18 protein-coding genes are annotated in these 23,054 nt (G+C 54.2%); 1 reads left to right on the top strand and 17 read right to left on the bottom strand.

Going from position 1 to position 23,054, the window contains the following annotated elements; translation table 11 throughout:
* Positions 1–73: 73 nt before the first annotated feature.
* From Psch_RS20035 to Psch_RS20000, 8 genes are all read right to left on the bottom strand, one after another.
* The gene (locus Psch_RS20035) at positions 74–1,066 is read right to left on the bottom strand and encodes an ROK family protein (RefSeq protein ID WP_190259481.1); all 993 of its coding nucleotides are present in this window, start codon (positions 1,064–1,066) and stop codon (positions 74–76) included.
* A 280-nt stretch (positions 1,067–1,346) separates the two neighbouring features.
* Complete coding sequence (locus Psch_RS20030) at positions 1,347–2,162, bottom strand: Cof-type HAD-IIB family hydrolase (RefSeq protein WP_190259480.1); 816 nt, start codon at positions 2,160–2,162, stop codon at positions 1,347–1,349.
* Positions 2,163–2,223: 61 nt separating this feature from the next.
* Positions 2,224–2,994 (bottom strand): REP-associated tyrosine transposase, encoded by a 771-nt coding sequence (locus Psch_RS20025; protein WP_190259479.1) that lies wholly within the window; start codon positions 2,992–2,994, stop codon positions 2,224–2,226.
* Between the two features lie 135 nt (positions 2,995–3,129).
* On the bottom strand, positions 3,130–4,983 hold the full coding sequence (gene uvrC, locus Psch_RS20020) for an excinuclease ABC subunit UvrC (protein ID WP_190259478.1): 1,854 nt from the start codon (positions 4,981–4,983) through the stop codon (positions 3,130–3,132).
* A gap of 321 nt (positions 4,984–5,304) precedes the next feature.
* On the bottom strand, positions 5,305–8,193 hold the full coding sequence (gene uvrA / locus Psch_RS20015; RefSeq protein ID WP_190259477.1) for an excinuclease ABC subunit UvrA: 2,889 nt from the start codon (positions 8,191–8,193) through the stop codon (positions 5,305–5,307).
* A 159-nt stretch (positions 8,194–8,352) separates the two neighbouring features.
* Entirely contained in the window at positions 8,353–10,380 is a 2,028-nt protein-coding gene (gene uvrB, locus Psch_RS20010) for an excinuclease ABC subunit UvrB (protein ID WP_190259476.1), read from the bottom strand.
* 176 nt (positions 10,381–10,556) lie between these two features.
* Positions 10,557–11,936, bottom strand: coding sequence for an ArsB/NhaD family transporter (locus tag Psch_RS20005; protein WP_190259475.1), 1,380 nt, complete (start codon positions 11,934–11,936; stop codon positions 10,557–10,559).
* A 115-nt stretch (positions 11,937–12,051) separates the two neighbouring features.
* Positions 12,052–13,551: a substrate-binding domain-containing protein gene (locus Psch_RS20000; RefSeq protein ID WP_190259474.1), complete on the bottom strand. Its 1,500-nt coding sequence runs from the start codon at positions 13,549–13,551 to the stop codon at positions 12,052–12,054.
* Between the two features lie 161 nt (positions 13,552–13,712).
* Between Psch_RS20000 and Psch_RS19995 the strand changes: the two genes are divergently transcribed.
* On the top strand, positions 13,713–14,051 hold the full coding sequence (locus Psch_RS19995) for a DUF2508 family protein (protein ID WP_134216666.1): 339 nt from the start codon (positions 13,713–13,715) through the stop codon (positions 14,049–14,051).
* A gap of 103 nt (positions 14,052–14,154) precedes the next feature.
* Here Psch_RS19995 and Psch_RS19990 read toward each other — a convergent pair whose 3' ends face one another.
* From Psch_RS19990 to prfB, 9 genes are all read right to left on the bottom strand, one after another.
* Positions 14,155–14,763, bottom strand: a complete 609-nt coding sequence (locus tag Psch_RS19990; RefSeq protein WP_190259473.1) for a uracil-DNA glycosylase — start codon at positions 14,761–14,763, stop codon at positions 14,155–14,157.
* An 80-nt stretch (positions 14,764–14,843) separates the two neighbouring features.
* A complete protein-coding gene (locus Psch_RS19985) occupies positions 14,844–15,035 on the bottom strand; it encodes a CooT family nickel-binding protein (RefSeq protein ID WP_190259472.1) in 192 nt (63 codons plus the stop codon).
* A 149-nt stretch (positions 15,036–15,184) separates the two neighbouring features.
* A complete protein-coding gene (locus tag Psch_RS19980; protein ID WP_243124258.1) occupies positions 15,185–16,447 on the bottom strand; it encodes a PDZ domain-containing protein in 1,263 nt (420 codons plus the stop codon).
* A 126-nt stretch (positions 16,448–16,573) separates the two neighbouring features.
* Positions 16,574–17,737, bottom strand: a complete 1,164-nt coding sequence (locus tag Psch_RS19975) for a S41 family peptidase (RefSeq protein ID WP_190259470.1) — start codon at positions 17,735–17,737, stop codon at positions 16,574–16,576.
* A gap of 248 nt (positions 17,738–17,985) precedes the next feature.
* Positions 17,986–19,116, bottom strand: a complete 1,131-nt coding sequence (locus Psch_RS19970; RefSeq protein ID WP_243124257.1) for a murein hydrolase activator EnvC family protein — start codon at positions 19,114–19,116, stop codon at positions 17,986–17,988.
* 21 nt (positions 19,117–19,137) lie between these two features.
* On the bottom strand, positions 19,138–20,025 hold the full coding sequence (gene ftsX / locus Psch_RS19965) for a permease-like cell division protein FtsX (protein WP_190259469.1): 888 nt from the start codon (positions 20,023–20,025) through the stop codon (positions 19,138–19,140).
* Entirely contained in the window at positions 20,015–20,701 is a 687-nt protein-coding gene (gene ftsE / locus Psch_RS19960) for a cell division ATP-binding protein FtsE (protein WP_190259583.1), read from the bottom strand. The genes ftsX and ftsE overlap by 11 nt, the downstream gene beginning before the upstream one ends.
* Before the next feature lie 205 nt (positions 20,702–20,906).
* Entirely contained in the window at positions 20,907–21,743 is an 837-nt protein-coding gene (locus Psch_RS19955; RefSeq protein ID WP_190259468.1) for a YitT family protein, read from the bottom strand.
* 193 nt (positions 21,744–21,936) lie between these two features.
* Positions 21,937–23,053, bottom strand: a protein-coding gene (gene prfB, locus Psch_RS19950) for a peptide chain release factor 2 (protein ID WP_190259467.1) whose coding sequence is annotated in 2 segments (ribosomal slippage) — positions 21,937–22,983 and positions 22,985–23,053 — 1,116 coding nt in all. Because the reading frame shifts where the segments join, the coding sequence is not laid out codon by codon here.
* Position 23,054: the final 1 nt, after the last annotated feature.

Below are 23,054 nucleotides of genomic sequence, written 5' to 3'. Positions count from 1 at the left end.
CCCTTCACAATATAGCCGCCAGGCTAAAAAAGTAAGAACTTAAATAAAAATATCGCTGTCGTATGCTGAACGCTTATTTCCAGGTTTGGTTGTCCATGACGCCAAAGGCGCAACGCTGCGCCAGAGCAATAGCTCCCATGACCCCCGCGCGACCGCCCAGTTCCGCTGCGGCAAGACGCGCGCTCTTCCCGGCTTCTTCCAGGGTACGCGCCTGGACTTCCGTGCGAAGGTTTTGCCAGACCGGTTCTCCTATATCCATGACTCCCCCGCCCAGTACTACCAGTGACGGGTTTAACAGGTTGATGATGTTGGCAATGCCGATACCCAGGTAGCGGGCAGCCCGGGCGATAATTGACTCCGCCGTATTATCCCCGGCAGCTGCGGCCGCCGCGACCGTTACGGCGGTGATGCCGGCAGCATCTCCACCTGCCGCTGCCAGAATTTGGGCGCCCCTGCCGCAGGCAGCCAGCTCCCTGGCATCCCGGGCAATAGCAGTACCGGAAGCCAGCGCCTCCAGGCAGCCTCTGTTACCGCAGCCGCACAGAGGCCCGTCGGGGAAAACGGTCATGTGGCCGATCTCTCCGGCCACGTCCGCAAAACCACGGTAGAGCCTGCCGCCAAAGATCAGTCCCCCGCCAATGCCGGTGCTGACTGTTATGTAAACCATGTTATCCTCGCCCCGTCCGGCGCCGTAGACATGCTCTCCCAGCGCGGCCAGGTTGGCGTCGTTGTCCAGCAATACCGGTATGGAAAGCCGCCGCTCCAAAACCTGGCGGATTGGCAGATCATGCCAGGCCAGGTTTGGTGCGAAGTGGATGATGCCCTTACAGCTATCAAGCGGGCCGGGAGCGCCCAGGGCCAGGGCCGGCACTTGTTCAGGCTTCACCCCGGCTTTTTTACGGACTTGTTCGACGCTTTGGACGATCTGAGCGACCACATGCTGCTGCCCTTTGGCGGCTTCGGTGGGGATTTTTTGTTCAGCAAGCACGTGACCCTCTCTATTGGCCAGCGCGGTCAGGATTTTCGTCCCACCCAGGTCGACTCCGATGACAAACTGCTCGGGCACTTCGGTCCCCCCTCGCTAATTGCAGTTAGTTGACCATGCCGCTGTTGCAACGCCAGCAGAGTATGAAAACAAATTCGCACCAACATCTTAGCGCCCATATGCGACGATTACAGGTTAGCTGCCCACGCTGCCAGCGGCGCCGCGTATTATGAAAACACCAATCGATGTAGGTGCGATTTCAATCGCACACACGCGCCGGCGCCGTACTTGTGTGGCTAATGTAACTTTTGTGCGAATGAATTCGCACCTCGTTTTCAGGTTAGTTTTCCCTTGAGCCAGTTCAATCATGTACGGGGCTATTCAGGACATACTTTTCAAGAGCTTCCACGACACCATCACCGTATGATTGGGAGGTTACATAATCAGCGATCAGCTTGACATCATCCCGGGCGTTGGCCACGGCTACCCCCACTCCGGCATATTGCAGCATCTCCATATCGTTATAGCTATCTCCTATGGCCATGACCTCTTCTGTTGGCACGCCAAAATAGCGGGCCAGGTACGCCAGGGCGTCCCCTTTAGTCGCCTGGATATGGGAAAATTCCAAGTATCCCGGCAGTGATTTGGACAGGTGCACCTTCCCCTGGTAGGTTGGAGCCAATTCGGCCAGCAACTGGGTTACCTGCTGCTCTTCAGCAATGACCACCAGCTTGGTCGGGTCATCATGGAAGTACTCGTTAAAATCGCCCACTACCACCATTTCCACGCCATTGTTGGCGGCGTAGCGACGTCCCAACTCATCGTCCCTTTCGACCAGCAACCGGTCCTCCAGGTAACCGTTCATATGGTAGCCCAGCTGGTGTACCCGGGTGATCAGTTCCCTGGCATAAACCTGCGGCAGCGGGCGGTAGCGCAGGACCTCATCGGATAATGAATTCTTCACCAGCGCCCCCTGGTAGGTGATGAGGGGCAGTTCAATATCCAGTTGACGGGCAAAATGTGCCGCCGCAGAGAACATGCGGCCCGTGGAAACAGTGAAATGAACACCCGCCGCGCGCACTGCCGCAACAGCGTCTTTAACCCGGCGGGTGATGATTCTGTCCCTGGATAATATGGTATCATCCAGGTCTGCTGCAATAAGTTTAATTTTTGTCATAAGCCCTCCCACCGGAAGCAAAGGGAAGCAAGGGGACGGTTCTTTTGCTTCCTTTTTTGCTTTAAACTTTAAATAGTAAATTATCGGATACTCCTAATATCCTTGCAGCCTGTCTCTGTGAGACTCCCTTGATTCTCTTCACCGCTCTGATTATTTCTTTTCTGTCTTTTTTGGGGAGATCCTGTACTTTATCCAAACCCCGTCCAACAACTATTTTCATAATCTCATGTTTTGCTTCTTCATCAGTCATCCTTTTGTTTTCTTCATCCAAACAGGCATCCTCATTAACTTGCTCGTTATACTCCTTGAACCTGCTTACTGCTATTGATTCATCCTCAGAAAACATACCGAGAATCATTTCCCTATCTGCAAAATCCACCTGACAATCACATTCTCCGTAGTATACCCCGCAACTACTCCATGGCCAATCCTTAGAATCTTTCACTAGCCCTGCTTTAACTGGGTTTTGGTGTATATAGCGGATAACCGTTAGCAAATACTCGTCTGTTTCTACCTTCTCACTCCTGTAACGATCTTGAAATAAGTGCCCCGTGCGCTTGTACTTACCATTGTAATACCAAACAAAGCCTACGCCTATCCTTTTCATGGAGATAGATATATCTTCTTTTCCTTCTCCCAAAAGTAGGTGGATATGATTTTCCATCAGACACCAACCATAAACCTTTATTTGACTCTCTCTTTTATTGCGCTTCAATATATTAATAAACTTTTCCCTATCTCCATCATCATGGAATATCTTCTGTTTGTTGATACCCCGCAGCATGACATGATAAATCCCGGTTTTACTCTTGTCTCTTGCTTGTCGAGGCATGTACAACCCTCCCCTCATTGTTTGTATTATTTTACCACATTACAACATATGAGGGGAGATAAGGAAACAATCATAGCTCCTTCCCCTTGCCTCCTTAGCAAAAAAAGGAAGCAAAAGAACCGTCCCTCTGCTTCGTTAGTGGTGGAAGAAGTCGTAGACGGCGCGGGCGGCTTTTCTGTTCATGCCCTCCACAGCGGCCAGCTGCTCCGGTGTCGCCTTTTCAATGTCGGACAGTGAGCCAAAGGCCTTCAAGAGCGCCCGGCGGCGCACCTCGCCGATACCTTCCACCTCGTCCAGCAAAGACTTGAGTCCCGCCTTGCCGCGCAGGTTGCGGTGGTAGGTCACGGCGAAGCGGTGGGCTTCGTCGCGCAGGCGCTGCACCAGGTGGAGAGATGGGGACTCTTTTGGCAGAACAACGGGGTCGGGCGCCCCTTCGATAAAGAGCAGTTCCTCCTGTTTGGCCAGGCCGCAGGCAGGGATATGGGCAAAGCCCAGTTCTCGCATCACATGACGGGCCGCCGAAAGCTGCCCCTTGCCCCCGTCCACAATAACCAGGTCCGGCAGGCGGTGGAATTTTGCCTCCTTGCTGGACATTTGACCGGTGTTCAGCAGTTCCCGTTCCTCCCTGGCCCTGGTAAAGCGCCTGCGCAGAGCCTCCTGCATCGAAGCGAAGTCATCCGGTCCCTCCACCGTACTGATTTTAAAGCGGCGGTACTGGTCTTTGGCCGGTCTGCCGCCTTCGAGGACTGCCATTGACGCCACGCTTGCATGGCCCTGGGTGTTGGAGATGTCATAACACTCCAGGCGCTGCGGCGGTTGTTCCAGGCCCAGCGCCGCGGCCAGTCCGGCCAACGCCGCTTTCGTGTCGTCGCGGCGCGCCGCTTCCTCCGAGTGAATCTGATCCAGGGTGAGAACAGCGTTTTTGGCCACCATCTCCACCAGCTTCTTCTTCTCACCGCGCCTGGGGGTTTTCAGGTGAACCCTGGCGCCCCGTTTCCCGGTTAGCCACTTTTCAATAACGCCCGCCTCTTCTTTTAACTCTTCCGCCAGGAGGATTTCCCCCGGGATGATATCAACAGAACTGTAATACTGCTTGATAAAGGCGCCTGTTACATCCGCCCGGCTCAAGCCTTCCGTTCCTTTCAACATGAAATGTTCGCGCCCGATAAGCTTGCCGCCCCGTATAAAAAAAACCATCACGCAGGTTTCGTCCCGGACGCCGGCCATAGCGACCACATCACGGTCCTCAAATCCTCCTGAGATGATCTTTTGCTTTTCAACTACTTCGCGTACAGCCTGGATCTGGTCCCGCAGGCGGGCAGCCTTTTCAAACTCAAGCTTGCCAGCTGCCTCCTCCATCCTGGTCAGCAGACTCTTCAAGAGGTCTTCCTGCCTTCCCTCCAGAAACATGCAGACCTCCTGGATCATGGCGCGGTATTTTTCCCTGTCCACCAGCCCGCAGCAGGGTCCCAGGCAGCGGCTGATGTGCTGGTTCAGGCATGGCCGCTGCCTGGGGGGTGGTTCCTTTTGATTGCAGGCACGGAAGGGGAATAGCTTTTTCAGCAGGCGCAATGTCTCATTGACGGCGCCCACCCTGGTATAGGGCCCGAAATACCTGGAACCGTCCTTGACATGGCGCCGGGTAATCATGACCCTGGGAAAGTCTTCCCCCAGGGTTACCTTGAGGTAAGGGTAGCTTTTGTCGTCCTTGAGCAGGATGTTGTAGTGGGGGCGATACTCCTTGATCAGGTTTTGCTCCAGGATTAAGGCCTCAACTTCCGAATCGGTCACAATGAAATCCAGGTCGGCGATTTTCTCCACCATCACACGGGTTTTGGGAGGATGGCTGGCGCCTGTCTGGAAATAGGAGCGGACCCTGTTTTTTAGGGAAACGGCCTTGCCCACGTATATAATTTTCCCCTCGGCGTTCCGGTAAAGATAGACACCGGGCCTGGCTGGAAGGTTTTTCAGCTTTTCTTCAATCTGCATGTTTAATCACCATTGTACACATAGCTGAATATACAACTAGGATGACCCAAAAGTAGACGAAATCCAAAATTGCACAAACAATTCTATGGCAGCCCTTAGCTGTTTTTTCATGTGGTTATTATCAGTTGCCCACGCCGCTATCCCGGCGCCAGGTATCATGAAAACACCAGCCGATGTAGGCGCCATTTCAATCGCACAACGGCGCGCCAGCGCCGAACTTGGGCATATAAGGTAGCATTTGTGGGAATGAATTCGCACCTACATTTTTTAAGCGCTTTGTGTATATTTTCAGGGCAGAAGCGCAGCTAAGACGCCATTCCTCTAACTACCCGTTCTTTGGATCGCTTCAACAAAGACACCGGCCTCTTTTTCCCACAGCTCCATACCCTGCCGGGCGCCTTTTTCCAAAACCTTTTTCAAATACTGCCCCGTATATGAGCCGGGCACAGCCGCTATCTGCTCCGGCGTGCCGGTGGCGATTACCTGTCCGCCTTTATCCCCGCCCTCCGGCCCCAGGTCGATGATATAATCGGCAGTCTTGATCACATCCAGGTTGTGCTCGATTACCACCACGGTGTCGCCCGCCTCAACCAGCCGGTGCAAAACCTTAAGCAGCTTGTCGATATCGGCGGTATGCAGTCCGGTGGTGGGCTCGTCGAGGATATAAAAGGTCTTGCCGTTCGAACGCCTGGAAAGCTCGGTGGCCAGTTTCACCCGCTGGGCCTCGCCGCCGGAAAGAGTTGTAGCCGGCTGGCCCAGGCGGATGTAGCCCAGCCCGACGTCCTGCAGGGTCTTCAGCTTGCGGTGGATCTTGGGGATATGACGAAAGAACTCGACCGCCTGCTCCACAGTCATGTCCAGCACATCCGCGATGTTGCTGCCCTTATAGCGGACCTCCAGCGTCTCCCGGTTGTAGCGCAGGCCCTTGCAGACCTCGCAGGGTACGTATACATCCGGCAGGAAGTGCATTTCGATCTTGATAATGCCGTCCCCCTGGCAGGCTTCACAGCGGCCCCCCTTGACATTGAAGCTGAAGCGGCCAAGCTTGTAGCCTCGCATCTTCGCTTCCGGGGTCTGTGAAAAGAGGTCGCGGATATCATTGAACACACCGGTGTAGGTGGCCGGGTTGGAACGTGGTGTGCGCCCGATGGGGGATTGGTTGACGTCAATAACCTTGTCCAGGAACTCGATACCCCGTACAGCCCGGCAGCTGCCGGGCTGGGTCCTGGCCCCGTGCAGTTCCTGGGATAGCTTGCGGTATAATATATCGTTGACCAGGGTGCTTTTACCCGACCCGGATACCCCGGTTACACAGGTGAAGACCCCCAGAGGAAAAGCCGCATCAATACGCTTCAAGTTGTTTTCCACGGCGCCCAGCACCTCCACCGCCTTGCCGTTGGGCCTGCGGCGGATAGACGGCACCGGGATGAATTTCTTGCCGCTTAAGTACTGGCCGGTAATAGAATCCGGGTTATCCGAAATCTCACGGTAATTGCCCGCTGCCACCACCCGTCCGCCATGCACGCCTGCCCCGGGCCCGATATCGATGATATGATCGGCGGCGAGCATGGTATCCTCGTCGTGCTCGACCACGATCAAGGTGTTGCCCAGATCCCGCAGCCGCTCCAGTGTCTGCAGCAGGCGGTGGTTATCCCGCTGGTGCAGCCCGATGCTGGGCTCATCCAGAATGTACAGCACTCCCATCAGGCCGGAGCCGATCTGGGTAGCCAGCCGGATACGCTGGGCCTCGCCCCCTGATAGCGTCCCCGCCGCCCGGTCTAAAGTCAGGTAGTCCAACCCTACGTTGACCAGGAACCCCAGTCGCTCGTTAATTTCCTTTAAAATCTGCCTGGCGATGAGCTGTTCACGGCTGGACAGCTCCAGCCCTTCGAAAAAAGACAAAGCTTCCACAACGGATAAGCGCGTCACAGCCGTGATAGACCGGTCGCCAATTTTAACTGCCAGCGCTTCCGGCTTGAGCCTCGCCCCCTGACAGGCGGGACAGGGCTTGCTGCTCATATACATTTCAAGATCTTCCCGCTGGCTCTCGGAAGAGGTTTCCTTGTAACGCCTGGCCAGGTTGTTTATGACGCCCTCAAAGGGCACGTACATCTCGTGCCGGCGGTTGTATATTTCACTCTCCAGGACAAAATGAAACTTCTTGCCGCCCGTCCCGTATAAAATAACGTCCAGGTGCTCGGGAGCGAGCTCTGCCACGGGAGTATCAAGGCTAAAGCCATAGTACCCGGCCAATCCTTCAAGGAATTGGTAGTAGTATCCCCCCTTGTTCATCCCCCCGATAGCCCCGCCGGCTATTGACCGGCGGCGATCCGGTATGACCAGGTCCGGGTCAATTTCTTTTTTAATCCCCAGTCCGGTGCACTCCGGGCAGGCCCCGTAGGGGCTGTTAAAGGAGAACAGGCGGGGTGTGATCTCAGTGATGCTGATACCGCAGTCAACGCAGGCAAAGTTTTGGCTGAAGGTGATTTCTTCCCCTTCCAGCGCCGCCATGGCCACACCGTCACCCTGCTTCAAGGCCGTCTCCAGCGAGTCGGCCAGCCTCCTTTCGGAGCCTGGTCGCAGGATGACGCGGTCCACCACCACCTCGATGGTGTGCTTTTTGTTCTTGTCCAAACTGATTTCTTCAAAGGCGTCCAGCACCTCGCCGTCCACCCTGACCCGGGCAAACCCGTTGCGGCGGATCTCCTCCAGGATTTTGGCGTGCTCGCCCTTCTTGCCCCGCACCACCGGCGCCAGGATCTGCAGCCTGGTACCTTCTGGCCGGGAGGCCAGAAGGTCCACCATCTGCTCCACAGCCTGCCGGGTGATTGGCTTGCCGCATTTGGGACAGTGCGGTCGTCCCACCCTGGCAAAAAGCAGGCGCAGGTAGTCGTAAATCTCGGTAACCGTGCCGACGGTGGAACGCGGGTTGTGGCTGGTTGTTTTTTGGTCGATGGAAATGGCGGGAGAGAGTCCCTCGATGTAGTCCACATCGGGCTTATCCATCTGCCCCAGGAACTGGCGGGCGTAAGAGGACAAAGACTCCACATAGCGCCTCTGGCCCTCGGCGTAGATGGTGTCAAAGGCCAGGGAGGACTTGCCCGAACCGGAGAGCCCGGTAATGACCACCAACTTGTCACGGGGGATTTCAACATCAATATTTTTAAGGTTGTGGGCGCGGGCGCCCTTGACTAAAATCTTGTCCAACATAAATACTCCTCAGTCATTGGTAGATATTTTAAGTTGTCGCAGTCCGTAGGTCACAAAGCAAGTAAATTTTTTGTCGTAGGGTCGTAAGGCAGGAAGCAGGGGGACGGTTCTTTTGCTTCCAAATTTGGAAGCAAAAGAACCGTCCCCCTGCTTCCTAATCTAGCTTGGCTCTTCCACCCCGGGAATTCCCGGGCCAAGCCCGTGCTCGCCCCTCAGTTGGAGGCGCAGCTCAATGATCATATCCCTGAGCTGGGCCGCCCGTTCGAAGGCCAGCTCGCGGGCCGCCTCCCGCATCTCTTTTTCAAGGGAGGCTATGTGCCGCTTCAACTTGGCCTTGGTCATTTTTTTACCTGTAGAAGCGATTTCATAAACGGCCTTGGGTTCTGCGGCACGGGTGGCCTCGATCACCTCACGCACCGATTTGCGGACTGTCTCAGGCGTTATCCCGTGCTTTCGGTTGTACTCCATTTGGATCTTGCGGCGGCGCTCGGTCTCATCTATCGCCCTCTGCATGGAATCCGTAATTTGATCGGCGTACATGATCACCCTGCCGTCAACATTACGGGCCGCCCGGCCAATGGTCTGCACCAGGGAGCGCTCGGAACGAAGGAAGCCTTCCTTGTCGGCGTCCAGTATAGCCACCAGGCTGACCTCCGGCAGGTCCAGGCCTTCTCTTAACAGATTTATGCCCACCAGCACATCAAAGGTCCCCAGGCGCAGGTCCCGTAAGATTTCCATGCGCTCGATGGTTTTGATATCCGAGTGCAGGTAGCGGACTTTGACCGCCACCTCACGGAAGTAATCAGTGAGGTCTTCTGCCATCTTCTTGGTCAGAGTAGTCACCAGCACTCTTTCCCCGCGGCTGACCCTTAAACGGATTTCACCTAAAAGGTCGTCGATCTGGCCGCGTGTGGGGCGGACGCTGACAGCGGGATCGACCAGGCCGGTGGGCCGGATAATCTGCTCCACCACCTGGCTGCTGTGCTTTTGCTCATAGGGGCCGGGGGTGGCCGAGGTGTAAATAACCTGTTTGATCCGCTCCGCAAATTCCGGAAAGGTCAGCGGCCGGTTGTCAAAGGCCGAGGGCAGCCGGAAACCGTACTCCACCAGCGTCTGCTTGCGGGAACGGTCACCCTCGTACATACCGCCCACCTGGGGTACTGCCACATGAGACTCGTCAACGAACAAGATAAAGTCATCCGGAAAATAATCCAGCAGCGTATAGGGCGGCTGGCCGGGCTGCCGCCCCGTAAGGTGGCGGGAATAGTTTTCAATCCCGCTGCAAAAGCCCATCTCCCGCATCATTTCCATATCGTAGTTGGTCCGCTGCTCCAGTCGCTGGGCCTCTAAAAGTTTTCCTTTGGCGTTAAGTTCAGCCAGTCGCTCCGCCAGTTCGGCCTCAATAGATGCAAGCGCCCGCTCCATTTTTTCACGGGAGGTGGCGTAATGGCTGGCCGGAAAGATTGAGACGTGGCTGCGCCTGCCCAGGATTTCCCCGGTCAACACGTCGAACTCCAGCATCCTTTCCACCGTATCGCCGTTAAAATCCACTCTGATCGCTCTTTCGGTGTTGGAAACCGGAAAGATCTCGACGACGTCGCCCCTTACCCGGAACTTACCCCTGGTAAAGTTGATGTCATTGCGGTCATACTGGATACTCACCAGCTTGCGCAGGACGGCGTCCCGGTCGTAGTTCTCCCCCTGGCGCAGGGAAAGCACCAGGGTACTGTACTCCTCCGGGTCACCCAAACCGTATATACAGGATACGCTGGCCACAATAATGACGTCCCGGCGCTCAAAAAGGGCGCAGGTGGCGGAGTGGCGCAGCTTGTCGATTTCGTCGTTGATGGAGGAGTCCTTCTCAATATAAGTGTCCGTGTGGGCGATATATGCCTCCGGCTGGTAGTAGTCATAATAGCTGACAAAATACTCAACCGCGTTGTCGGGAAAAAACTCCTTAAACTCGCCGCACAGCTGAGCGGCCAGGGTTTTATTTGGCGCCAGCACCAGCGCCGGCCGCTGCACGGCCTGGATCACATTGGCCATGGTAAAGGTTTTACCCGTACCGGTGGCGCCCAGGAGCACCTGCCCCCGGTAACCCTTATTCAAGCCTTCCACCAGGGCGGCGATAGCCTCCGGCTGATCGCCCCGGGGAGTGTATTCCGATTTCAGCTGAAAAGCTCGCATAGCTTGACCTTTCTGGAAAGACATTCATACTAATAGTATATCATAAAGGCAAAGAGACCAAAAGTATGTTTGGTCTTGAGCAAGGATTCTGGATTTAAGATAAAACACTCATTGAAAAAAACCTGCGCAAATCACATTGTAACCTGATAGCGGCACGTGGAACTCCCAGGACTCACTTAGTGATGAAAGCGTTTTTCCGCTTTCCCTTGAATTACTTTAAAAAGCAAGTACAGGACCACGGCTGTACACAGGCTGCCGGCAATAGCAGCCAGGCGGTTATTGTACCAAATCAGCAGATAGCCCGTGGAGATTACAATGGACATCAGCATCAGCGGGAATGCTATTTTCATAAAACCCAGAAAACTGATATGATGTCCTTTTCTTTCAGCGATACCAACCACTATTAAGTTGGCGGAGGCCCCAACAATCGTTCCGTTACCCCCCAGGCAGGCCCCAAGGGCCAGGGACCACCAGAGGAAGTTGATGTCGGTGATGCCGCCCAGGCGGCTCATTTCCTGCAATAGAGGAATCATAGTGGCCACAAAGGGAATGTTGTCCACAAAGGAGGACGCTATGGCGGAAAGCCAGAGAATCAATATACCGGTGGGCAAAAGGCTGCCGCTGGTAACGTCCAGGGCCCATTTGGCCATCGCCTGGATAATCCCCACCTCTTCCAGCGCCCCTACCACCACAAACAGGCCGATAAAGAAGAATATTACCGGCCACTCCACAGACTGCAGAGCATGCTCCGGGTCTTCCCGGGTCAGCAAGAGCAACAGGCTGGCGCCGGACAGGGCAATCACAGCAGATTCCAGGTGAATAAACTGGTGCAGTACGAAGCCGAGGATGGTCAGGGCGAGCACCAGCAGGCATTTTCGCAGCAGCGCCGGATCCTTGATCTCATCCTGTGCATCCAGATCCATTAATTTGGCCTTTAAATCCGGCCGTACTGTTAGTTGCCGGCCATAAATCAAGCGAATAAGAAAGAAAGTGATAATATAAATTACTGCTACTACTGGAGCGAGATTGATCACAAAGTCCATAAAGCCAAGCCGTGTGGCGCTGCCAATCATAATGTTCGGAGGGTCCCCGATTAAAGTAGCAGTACCGCCAATATTGGAAGCGATAATCTCTGAAATCAAGAATGGCAGGGGGCTGATTTTCAGCATGCCGGCAATAACCAGTGTCACCGGCGCAATCAGCAGGACGGTGGTAACATTATCCAACAAGGCCGATAAAATGGCGGTAACCAAGGCTAATGCCGCAATCAACCTCACAGGTTCTCCCCCCGCCCCTTTAGCGGCCTTAATGGATAGGAATTCAAAAACACCTGTGTTTCTGGTGATGCCGACGATAAGCATCATCCCCACCAGCAGCCCGATGGTATTGTAATCGACGGCATGCGCCGCCGCTTCAAACTTAATTACCCCCAACAGCAACAGCAGTCCCGCTCCAATAAAGGCCGCCACCATGCGGTGGATCTTTTCGGATACGATTACCACATAAGTGGCAATAAACACTATGGCTGCAACTATTACCTGATACTGTTCAGACACTAAAAATCTACCCCTTAAGTTAGTTTGTCATTTATGAATAATGAATAAACAAAACGGGTACGGTTCATAAAACCATACCCGCCCAGGCGCCTTTTTTTGTTTAAATAAACAAACCTTAACTTCCGCCCCCGCCGGAACCTGACTGGCCTCCGCCGCCGTTTTGACCGCCGCCTGCTTGGGGGCCTGTTCCGTCGACGGTTTCAATTTTTTTGATTTCCCCATTAATCTGCATCTCAACTGTCTTTCCATCCTGGGTGGTTACCCGCAGGGTTGTTGTGCGTCCGCTTTGCCCTTGCTGCCCTTGCTGCCCTTGCTGTTGCTGTCCCTGTTGCTGTCCCTGTTGTTGTCCCTGTTGTTGTCCCTGTTGTTGTCCTTGCTGCTGTCCTTGCTGCTGTCCCTGCTGTTGACCACCTTGCTGCCCCTGCTGTCCCTCCTGGCCTGTCAGTTTGCCCCAGCGCTGCTCCAGTAGGTATGACTCGTCCTTTGTCACTAAACGCACCGGGGTAATCTTGGCAGGCACGTCAAAATCTCCGTTTTTGACCTGTTTCTCATACTGCCAGTGCCCGGTGGTGGCCAGGCCTACCGCGGCGTCAAAAGCATGCTGAGCCATGACCTCGGGCATGAGGTCCACCTCTGCTTTGTGGTCACCCGCCGCCAGCGCGCGGGAGGCCTGCTGGTCGGCGCCCACGCCCACGGTAATTACCCGCTGGCTCAAACCCCTGCTTTTCAACATCTCGGCGGCGGCGGCAGCCATCTTGCCGTCGGTGGCTAACACAGCGTCAATTTGGTTGTTGCTGCTCACCAGCGCCTGGTCAAGGGTTGCCGTTGCGAGCTGCGGATCGCCGCCATCGTGGTTTTTAGCCAGGACCACCCTTACTTGAGCCTGGCCATTGAGGTTAGCAAGTACCGAGGAGGCTATTTCCTTCGATGTCTGGTCGTTTTTATCTCCCATGAGCAGGACAGTATTCATCGGTGTTGATTTGCCTTGTGCCGCTTCCAGGAGGTAGCGTGCTTCAAGCTCCCCGGCCCTGGCGTGGTCTGAAGCAATATAGCCGTCTACAGGGGAATTTGTTGGGAGTGTCTCAAAAGCAATCACCTTGATATTGGACTGGGCCAGCTTGCGCACAAGCCTGGGAGCCGCCGCCGGGTCAACCGCCTGGAGAATGACAGCCTTAATATTCTGGCCGGCCAGTTGGTCCAGGTCTTTTTCTTGCTGTATGGGGTCGTTCCTGGCATCCAACCAGGTGATGCTGATCTTTTGCTGACCGCCGCCTTGATTCCCCTGGGCGCCTCCACCTTGGGTCTGGACCGGTACTACATCCTGCTCGTTCTTGCTGCTTTGTGTGCTCTGCTGTCCACTTTGCTGACCGTTTTGCCCGCCCTGCTGATCGGTCTGACCCGTACGCCCGTTCATGGTCTTCTTTATAATCTGATTGCCATCCCTCTCCATGCTGGCCAGGCTTACCGCTATCTTGATTTCCTGGCCGCCGCCGTTACTGGCCGGCTTTCTCTGCGCCTCCTTTTTGCCACACGCGTGAAGAAAAGGGATGATGGCCATGATGATAAGAATTAAAATTAATTTTCTTTTACCGCCACTGTGTGAAGAACTTTCCAAACCAATCACCCCATTGTTTTTCTTGCTGATATTATGCTTAAAATGCTGTCTAAATATTGAATGAATAGTCGGATGAAATATATGGGAATTATTGTATATTACTGTAGAAGGCCCTTCTATTTCCATCTAGTAAAAAATATAATATAGGGGAGGTGATTGGGATGAATTTAATGTCAATCTTAAAAACAATACCTATAACAGAAATGTCCCGCATAAGGGAAATAATGGTGGAAAAGACATCGACACTTCAACTGGACGCCGCCGTGCAAAACGCTCGTGAGGAATGGCGGCAGGCCTTAAAGGAACTGGACTACATCGATGGAGACCTGGCCGAATATGCCATTTTTAAAATCAACGCAGCTGAGCGGCGATATATCGCCCTGCTGAACCAGGCCAGAAAAGAGGGCATTACTGCATGGCCGGATACAGAGTTTTCTCCTGTCCAGGAAATTTGTGAAGGAATCTGTTCTACTGAGATAAAAAATGCTACGGCTTTGTAGCTGGCGGCATTGGGACCGCAAGGAAAAAATAACCTCCTGATACAAGGCTTTAACCGCAACCTTTTTTGTACCGGGAGGTTAAAATTAATTTTATTTGTAAAATCTAGGATTCCGCGAGTTTCAGGAATTCGTCCCTTACTTTCTGGAAATCTTCCCATACCGGACGCTTCTTGCCGGAATCCCGCAGCAGGGCGGAAGGGTGAAAGGTAGGCATGATTTTAATGCCGCTTTTACTCACCAGCCACTGACCTCGCATTGGTGTAATGCTGGCGTCCGGATCAACCAGGTTCCGCAAAGCGCTGTTTCCTAAAAGGACAATAATACCGGGGGAAACCAGCTCAATCTGCCGGTAGAGCCAGGGCAGGCAAGCTTGCGCCTCTTCCGGCCGCGGCGCCCTGTTGCCGGGCGGACGACATTTAACCACATTGGCTATATAGGTATGGGCAAACCTTTCCAGGCTGATGGCTTCCAGGATTTTATCAAGCAGCTGGCCCGCCCTACCCACAAAAGGCCGCCCCAGCCGGTCTTCATCCGCCCCGGGTCCCTCACCGATCAGCATTAAGCGCGCATTCGGATTTCCCTCTCCGAAAACAACCCTGGAACAGCCGTCCCGCAGTGCGCAGCGAGCGCATCGCACGGTCAGGTCTTTTAGTTCAGCTAAACTATTAATTTCGCTCAAGTTGTGGTCCGGGCGGTAAATTACCGGGTTCATCGTCGCTTCTCCCACCCTTTCCCAAATAAAAACCACGGCGCCGGCAAAACCCGGTATTCCGTGGAATTAAAGTCCGCCTGTTATGCCCGCTCCAGGATTATCTTGTGGTCTACCAGAGCCAGCTCCACGATCTTGGCCTTGATCATTTTCCTTTTGCCAAAGATATCCTCCAGCATCAGGCCATCTTCGTGGGGAAGCACATGGTCAACCATCTCCAGGAACAGTTCATCTTCTTCGCCCTGCTTTCTCAGGTAAGCATTCGCCTCGCACATCAAAGCACACCTCCCTTGAAAAAAACCACCAAGGTATATCCCAGGTGGGACAGAGCCTTCGTGGCTTTGTTTTTCAACCTGATGTCAACCCTGTCCAGGCCTCCTTGGCCTGCCTCTGTGATGATTATATCCCCATCTTTTTAAATGTGTCAACTTCTAATTTTACCCCACCATTGCTGCAGCCACCGCCCCAACGGCCCGGTCGTCATCATTTCGACGTACTGGTCCTCGTCCTCCCCAGGTACCGGAAGCAGACCCCAGTTCAACCCCTGAACGGGCGGCCGGATGGTGGCCCGCAGGTTTTCTTTTGACGTGTGGCTGAAGTAATCTACCGTTACGGGGTAAAATGTCCCCTTCAGGCGCTGGAATAAAGCGTCGCGGCCAGCCACCGTTTCGCCGTTCAAAGCCAGGATTACATCTCCGGAACGCAAACCCGCCTGCCAGGCGGCCCCCCCGGGTTGCACGTCAAGCAGCCTGACTCCCTTTTCAGGCGGCACGTACAAGGGGGGCTTCACGATTTCAATCCTCCGGCCGGCAAAAATAACCGCCTCGTGGCCCAAAAATGAGAATACTGCCGCAGCCAGCGCCAATGTCTCACTATGCTGGGCCAGTACCGCCAAGACCAGCAGGGTCAGGCTGTAGGCGCCAAGAAATAGCGCGGTGAGACGGCTTTTTTCCTGAGGGCTCCTGGCCGTGGCGATGTCACCGTAACCAAGGCCCGCCACCACAGGCAGCAGCGCATAGATCAGGTCCTGAGGATTGCCTGGCACACCCGTCTTGAGCAGCGGCCACCATTCCGGCATATTGATACCGTTTTCGACCGTGCCGCCGGTCACAACCGCCAGTACAACTATAGGAATAGGCCAGAATTTTTGCAGCGTAAACCCACCGGTAACCTTACCGCCATGCCCTTTGATGTATGCCGGAACCGCCCCCAGGTGCCCGCTGGCCAGGATTAAAAAACTCTCCACCATATGCAGCACGGCAACCAGGGCTATAATCTGCGGCACGTTAATATCAGGAAAACCCAGGGTCAGGTTGGACAGCGCCAACACCCCGCCGGCGTAGGAAAAGCACAAAAACCGCATATTTATCAGCATCAACAAAATTGCCACCGGCCACAGGTAAATCAGCCCGGATTCGGAAAGCGTCAGGCCAATTACAACCATCACTATGCTGCCGGCCAACCCCCCCAGCAGCCCAAAGCCGGCGGCAGCCAGGGTACTGGGGAAGATCCGCCCGCCGCCCCGCCCGAAAAAGCTTTCCCGTACTTTTTCCATACGTCTGTACTGAACGGCGATTAAGACCATTACCACCAGGAAAATAGATAAAAACTGCGGGTCCATAAAGGCGCCGAGAAAAGCTTGCAGGATTAGCGGGATTATCAGCAGGAAGGGAAACAACTCCTTCACCTCATCCAAGCTCAGGCAAAAATATTCAACCCTGAAAATAAGTGCTCCTAAATTTATCACAAGCAGCGAGTACTGGCTTCAGGTCATGTTAAAAAGCCGCGGGGAAACCCACGGCCGTAAAAGTATTTATCCCGCAATCTTTTGCTTCATTAATTCAACAGCTCGGTCAAGCTGTACGTCAAGGACACTATTCTCCTCCGGTTGCACCAGAACGTCCGGCTGGATGCCTATTTCATGGATGTCGTTGCGGTTGGGCGTGAGGTAGCGGGCTGTGGTAAGTTTCAACCCGGCCCCGTTATCGAGAGGAAATACGGTTTGCACAATCCCCTTGCCGAAAGTTTTGACGCCGACCAGAGTCCCCGCGCCGGTGTCTTTTACCGCCCCGGCCAGAATTTCCGCCGCGCTGGCGCTGCCCCCGTTAATTAACACGATCAGGGGAAGCTGGGCCGTCCGGCCCTCGGAAGAGAACTCCTGATCCCTGCCAAAACGGTAGTCGATAAAGACAATGGGGCCCTTCGGGATAAAATTCTTGGCTACGTTAACCGCAGCGATAAGCTCCCCGCCGGGGTTGTCCCTGAGATCCAAAATTAGTCCTTTAACCTGCTCTTTTTGCAGCTTGGCCAGGTTTTCCTTCATCTCCTCGGAGGTGTGCTCGGTAAACTGGCTGACCACAGCATAGCCAATAGCCGTGCCGGGGAGTACCTGGCTCTCTACCGTGGGAACGCTGATTTCCTCCCGGATTAACTCTCTGGTGAACTGTAGGGGCTCGGTCGTTTCTTTCCGGTCAATGGTTAGAGTCACTTTAGAGCCCACTTCCCCGCGCATGAGGCTGATCGCGGTTTCCAAATCAATCCCTCTGGCGTCACGGTCATCGATTTTAGTGATGACGTCTCCGGCAACAATGCCTGCTTTAGCAGCCGGTGTACCCTTATAGGCTCTGACCACCGTCAGGTACTGATCTTTGATTCCCACCAGAATGCCCAACCCCCCAAAGGACCCCTTAATCTGCTCATGGAGCTGGGCATAAGTTTTAGGGTCCAGATAAACCGAGTAGGGGTCGTTTAAAGAACCCACCATCCCTTTAATGGCGCCGTCCACCAACTGGGTCGTGTCAACCGTCTGGAGGTACTGCGTCCGGACCAGGGTAACCACCTTCACCAGGTTGCCCAGGTGTTTGTAATTGGTGGCCAGAAGAATTCCCCCGGCCAGAAAAACGATCACTATCAAAACCGCCAGGACCGAAAAGAGCCTGCCGCCCCTGCCCCTGAAGAAGGATTGCTTAGATTCCAAATAGATGCACCGCCCTATCTTTGTACATACGTTATTATACTACTACAATCTGGTAAACATGTCCAATATCAAGCCCGCGCGCTTAATATTTTGTTCTTGCAAAATAAAAACCACCCTGGAAGCGGCGGCCTCATCCTGTCGGGCGGTAATCCGGCAGGGCATAACCGCCTGACATCCCGAGCATTATATTATGAAAGGGCCGGCTTTGGTCCGGCCCTCCCATTTCAACCTTACAAGGCTAATTTACACTAAAAATAATTGAGCGGGTTCACCGGGTTCCCGTTCACCCGCACTGAGAAATCCAGGTGCGGCCCGGTGGAAAGACCTGTGCTGCCTATCTTGGCGATAGTGTCGCCTTTCCTGACTTCCTGCCCGTAGCTCACCAGTTGGGCGGACAGGTGGGAATAAAGTGTGGTCAGGCCGCCGCCGTGGTCAATCATCACAACATTGCCGTAACCGTCCATGGAACCCACGTCGATGACGGTACCGTCCTGTGCCGCCACCACCGCGGCTCCGTAGTTGCCCGGGATATCAATTCCGTTGTGCATGCGGCTGGTCCCAAGGATGGGATGGGCACGGGGTCCGAAATAGGAGGATATCGCGCTGCAACTGGGTACAGGCCACGCAAAAGGACCCTCGGATTGCGGCCGGTCAGGATTGGATTGGTTGCGGGCTATCTCTCTCAGGATTTCTTGTTCCTGCGCCTCCAGCCGGGCGGCCTCTGCCTCGAGGTCCCACATATTATCCTTGGCCTGGCTCAAAAGAGCATTTTTCTCACCCTGTTTCATGGCCAGTTCCTGGCGGGCGGATTCCTGTTCCGCTATCAGCGACTGGAGTTCTTTTTGCTGTTGATCCTGTTCTTCCTTTTTGGTGTTCAACTTTTCACGGTCTGCTTTGACCAGGTCAATAGTGGAGACGTCCTGCTGGATCACCCTTCTCAGCAGTTCAAAGCGGTTTACAAAGTCACTAAAGTCCTTGGACTCAAATAGTACTTCCATATAACTGACATTGCCCGCCTCATAAATGTTGCGCACACGTTTGTTAAGCAGCTCGGTACTCTGGTTGAGCCTAACCTCGGCCTCTTCGAGCTCTTTCTCGGTCCTGGCCAGGTTATTCCTGACCTGTTCCAGGCTTACCTCAAGATCGTTGATTTTTAAGTTTTTTTCATTGATTGACTGGTTAAGATACGCTACCTGGCTGGTATAATCACTTACCACACCTCTGGCCTTATTGGTCTCGACTCTTTTCTGCTCCAACTGCGTCCTGGTTTGTTGCAGCCGGTCTTCCAGTTCGTCGCCAAAGGCGATACCGGCTCCCAGTAGAAAAACCAGCGCCATCGCGATCGGCAATACCCTCTTCTTAATCAAACCCGCGGCCACATCAATCACTCCTGATTCTTTTTAGGCGTTTAAAAACTTACGCAAACTGATCATACTGCCGGCCACCCCGATCCCCAGGCCCAGGCCCAGCAAAGCCTCTACAAGGGGAACAAGCACGCTGCGGTCACTAACCAGTTGGAAAAAAGGCAGGGATATCTCAATCCTGTCGATCAATGAGAGATACCCAAAATATACGGCGATAACGGCCAGTAAAGAGCCGATCAGTCCCAGAAACATTCCTTCCAGCAGAAAGGGGAAGCGCACAAACCAGTTGGTGGCCCCCAGCATCTTCATAATCCCTATTTCTTTGCGCCTGGCAAAAACAGAAAGGCGGATGGTGGTGGCAATCAGGAAAACCGCCGCAATCCCCAACAGGAGCATGGTCACCAAACCGGCGGTCCGCACCCACTTGCTGAGGGCCAGTAGCTTTTCCACTACCCCTTGCCCGTACCGCACCTGGTCCACCTGTTCGAAGGATTCCAGTTGGCGGGCCAGGGGCTCCACCTGTTCAACAGAGATGGTTTTGATGCGTAAAGCATCCGGCAAGGGGTTCTTTTCCTCCAGCCCGGCCAGGACATCCTGGTTGTCGCCAAGGTTTTTTTTCATTTCTTCCAGGGCTTGCGCCTTGGAAACAAAATGAACTTCAGCCACTTCAGGCCGGACCTTGATCCTGTTTTCCAGTTCCTCGATCTGGTCGGAGCTCGTCTCATCTTTTAAAAATACGGATATTTCAACACTGGATTCCAAATTGGCTGCGATGTTGTTGGCGTTCAGCACCAGCAAAAGGGAACCGCCCAAAATTAACAGGGACACGGCAACGACCCCGATCGAGGCTAATGACAGCCAACTGTTGCGCAAAACCGACTGGAAGGCTTCGCGAAAATAATATTTTATTGTGCTAAGCCTCACAGCGGTAAGCACCTTCTTTCTCGTCCCGCACCAGCTTACCGCCGGCCAGCTCAATTACCCGTTTTTTCAAGGAGTCTACGATATCCCAGGCATGGGTGGCCATAATGATGGTGGTGCCGCGAAGGTTGATGTCCAAAAGCAGGTTCATCAGCTCCCAGGAGGTTTCCGGGTCCAGGTTCCCCGTAGGCTCGTCGGCGATAATTAAAAACGGGTTATTGACGATAGCCCGCGCGATGGAAACCCGCTGCTGTTCACCACCCGAGAGGTGCTGGGGGAAAACACCGGCCTTGGCGTCCAACCCCACCATGGAAAGCACCGTTGGAACCGACCTTTTAATGTCCCGCCGCGCGGCTCCTATGACCTCAAGGGCAAACGCCACGTTCTCGAATACGGTTTTCTGGGGGAGCAGGCGGAAGTCTTGAAATATCATCCCGATTTTGCGGCGCAGGTAGGGAACTTCACCCGGCCGCATGCGGACCAGGCTTTTGCCGTCTAAAATGATCTGGCCGCGGCTGGGCAGTACTTCCCGGTAAAGCAGTTTGGTAAGAGTTGATTTACCGGCCCCGCTGGGACCAACCAGAAAAACAAATTCACCCTTGTGTATACGCAGGGTCACGTCTGAAAGAGCCTTAACTCCATTGTCGTAAGTCTTGGTCACATTGTACAACTGGATCAACCGCCGCACCTCGCTTTTCATTCACTGGCTTTTTGCTCGTCTGTAAATGGCGGTGTTTACCAGCGCTAAATTTTTATGATATAAGGCGCCTGATCTGTACGCTTGGCGACGGCGCTCTACATATCACATGGATATTCGACTTAGGTATTCGACGGATATGGTGATACTCCTTCTCAAAAAGGCAGAAAATGAAAAATCTCAAAGCCTACTTGTACTCCTTAAAACCCTCGCCGAGGACCTCGTGCACATCAGCCAGAATTACAAAGGCTCGCGGGTCTACCCCATGCACAATTTCCTTGAGACGGGTAACCTCCGCACGGTCGACTACCGAAAGCAGGACTTCCCTCCGGGCTCCGGTATAGACACCTTGGGCGGGCCAGGCGGTTGCTCCCCGGTCCAAGCCGGCCAGGATCGCCTCAGCTATCTCGTCCGGACGTTCGGAGATAATCAGGAAGGCCTTGGCATAGCTGATCCCTTCCTGCACCACGTCAATCAGCCAGGCGGTGATAAATATTGTGATCAGGGCATACATGGCCAACTCTGCCGAACGAAAGGCAACCCCCGCTGCTAAAACCACGGCGCCGTCCACCAGGAACAGCAGTTGCCCGATGTTTACCCCGGTATATGTGCGCAGGACCGCGGCTGCCAGGTCGGTGCCCCCGGTAGTCCCCCTGTGTCTGAAGACAAGTCCCATACCTAACCCAGTCAAAACTCCCCCGAAAAGGCTGGCCAGCAGGATATCATTGGTTGGTACCGGCAAGGCCGGGGCCAGCAGGTCCACAGCCAGTGAAAGCGTGATTGTGCCATACAGGGAACGAAAGCCAAAACGAAGTCCCAGGCGGTAAATACCCATGGCAAAGAGAGGTATGTTCAGAGCGAGGATGGCGGCCCCCACCGGCGCCCCGACCAGATAATGAAGAATGGTGGCGATACCGCTGACACCCCCGGCCGCGATTTTGTTGGGGATCAGGAACATATCCAGTCCCAGGGCGACCAGCAGAACTCCCAGGCTTACTCCAGCAATCTCGTAGACTGTTTTCATCAAGGCTCCATCCCGCATAGATGAACTTACTGTCAGCAACCTAAACTTTATCATGTGGAGAAAAGCATATTTTTAGACAATGACTTGGGAGTCCTAACCCCAAACCCACTACCCCAGAGGCTTTTTGAGAACCAGTTGTTCTTTAAATATTTCCCGTAAAAAAAGAAGCTCCCGCAGGAGCTTCTTCCAACAGCTATATTTTATTACTCGCGCCGCGGGCCTTTTCCCTCAGGTAGGCGGAGATGAAGGAGTCTATTTCACCGTCCATTACCGCGTTGACATTGCCCACTTCTTCCCCGGTACGGTGGTCCTTGACCAGGCTGTACGGGTGAAAAACATAGGACCTGATCTGGCTGCCCCAGGCTATTTCCTGCTGGTCACTGCGCAGGGCGGCAATTTCAGCCTCTTTCTTGCGCAGCTCAATATCGATCAGTTTGGCCCTGAGCATCTTCATGGCCGCCAGACGGTTGGAGATCTGGGAGCGTTCATTCTGGCAGTTCACCACTATCCCCGTAGGGAGATGGGTAATCCGTACCGCCGAATCAGTTTTGTTAACGTGCTGGCCTCCCGCTCCGCCGGAACGAAAGGTGTCAATCTTTAAATCTTCCGGGTTAATCTCTACCTCTACGTCATCTTCCGCCTCAGGCAGGACATCCACGGATGCGAAAGAGGTATGGCGGCGTCCGGCCGCGTCAAAGGGAGAAATCCGCACCAGCCGGTGCACTCCTTTTTCTGAACGGAGATAACCATAAGCATTGGGGCCGCTGACCTCGATGGTGGCGCTCTTGGTACCGGCCTCATCTCCCGGCAGCAGATCCAGGATTTCCACCTTGAAGCGGCGCCGCTCGGCCCACCGGCTGTACATGCGCAGGAGCATTTCCACCCAGTCCTGCGCCTCGGTGCCCCCGGCCCCCGCGTGCAGGGCCAGGATAGCATTGCCACGGTCGTAAGGCCCGTTCAGGAGCACGGCCAGTTCCAAATCCGCTATCCTTTGCTGGACAGCGTTGAGCCCCTCCTTTACTTCCGCGGCGATTTCCTGGTCATCAGCCTCCTCGCCGAGTTCACAAAGTATTTCCAATTCCTCAAAGTCTCTGGCCAGCGTCTCAAAGACAGCGACCTTATCCCGCAATGCCGACACCTGCTGGACCACCTTCTGGGCCTTTTCGGGTTCGTCCCAAAAACCCCCGTCCAGCATTTGCTTTTCCAAACGCTCGATTTCGTTCCCTTTTTCAGCTATGTCAAAGAGAAACCCTCAAATCTTCAACTCGTCTGCCAAGGGGCTCCAGGTCCCGTTTTAATTCTGAAAACATG

Origin of the sequence: Pelotomaculum schinkii, from assembly GCF_004369205.1 — a bacterium.
Classification (GTDB): domain Bacteria; phylum Bacillota; class Desulfotomaculia; order Desulfotomaculales; family Pelotomaculaceae; genus Pelotomaculum_C; species Pelotomaculum_C schinkii.
Note: the sequence above shows the minus strand (reverse complement) of the source record. Positions and strands in the feature narration are given on the sequence as shown.

Bases quoted from the DNA above. Each gene is read 5' to 3' on its own strand.
- Psch_RS20025 (WP_190259479.1), bottom strand. From the start codon at position 2,994: ATGCCTCGACAAGCAAGAGACAAGAGTAAAACCGGGATTTATCATGTC.
- uvrB (WP_190259476.1), bottom strand. From the start codon at position 10,380: ATGCGAGCTTTTCAGCTGAAATCGGAATACACTCCCCGGGGCGATCAG.
- Psch_RS19990 (WP_190259473.1), bottom strand. From the start codon at position 14,763: ATGAACCCGGTAATTTACCGCCCGGACCACAACTTGAGCGAAATTAAT.
- Psch_RS19985 (WP_190259472.1), bottom strand. From the start codon at position 15,035: ATGTGCGAGGCGAATGCTTACCTGAGAAAGCAGGGCGAAGAAGATGAA.
- Psch_RS19995 (WP_134216666.1), top strand. From the start codon at position 13,713: ATGAATTTAATGTCAATCTTAAAAACAATACCTATAACAGAAATGTCC.
- uvrC (WP_190259478.1), bottom strand. From the start codon at position 4,983: ATGCAGATTGAAGAAAAGCTGAAAAACCTTCCAGCCAGGCCCGGTGTC.
- uvrA (WP_190259477.1), bottom strand. From the start codon at position 8,193: ATGTTGGACAAGATTTTAGTCAAGGGCGCCCGCGCCCACAACCTTAAA.
- Psch_RS20030 (WP_190259480.1), bottom strand. From the start codon at position 2,162: ATGACAAAAATTAAACTTATTGCAGCAGACCTGGATGATACCATATTA.
- Psch_RS19955 (WP_190259468.1), bottom strand. From the start codon at position 21,743: ATGAAAACAGTCTACGAGATTGCTGGAGTAAGCCTGGGAGTTCTGCTG.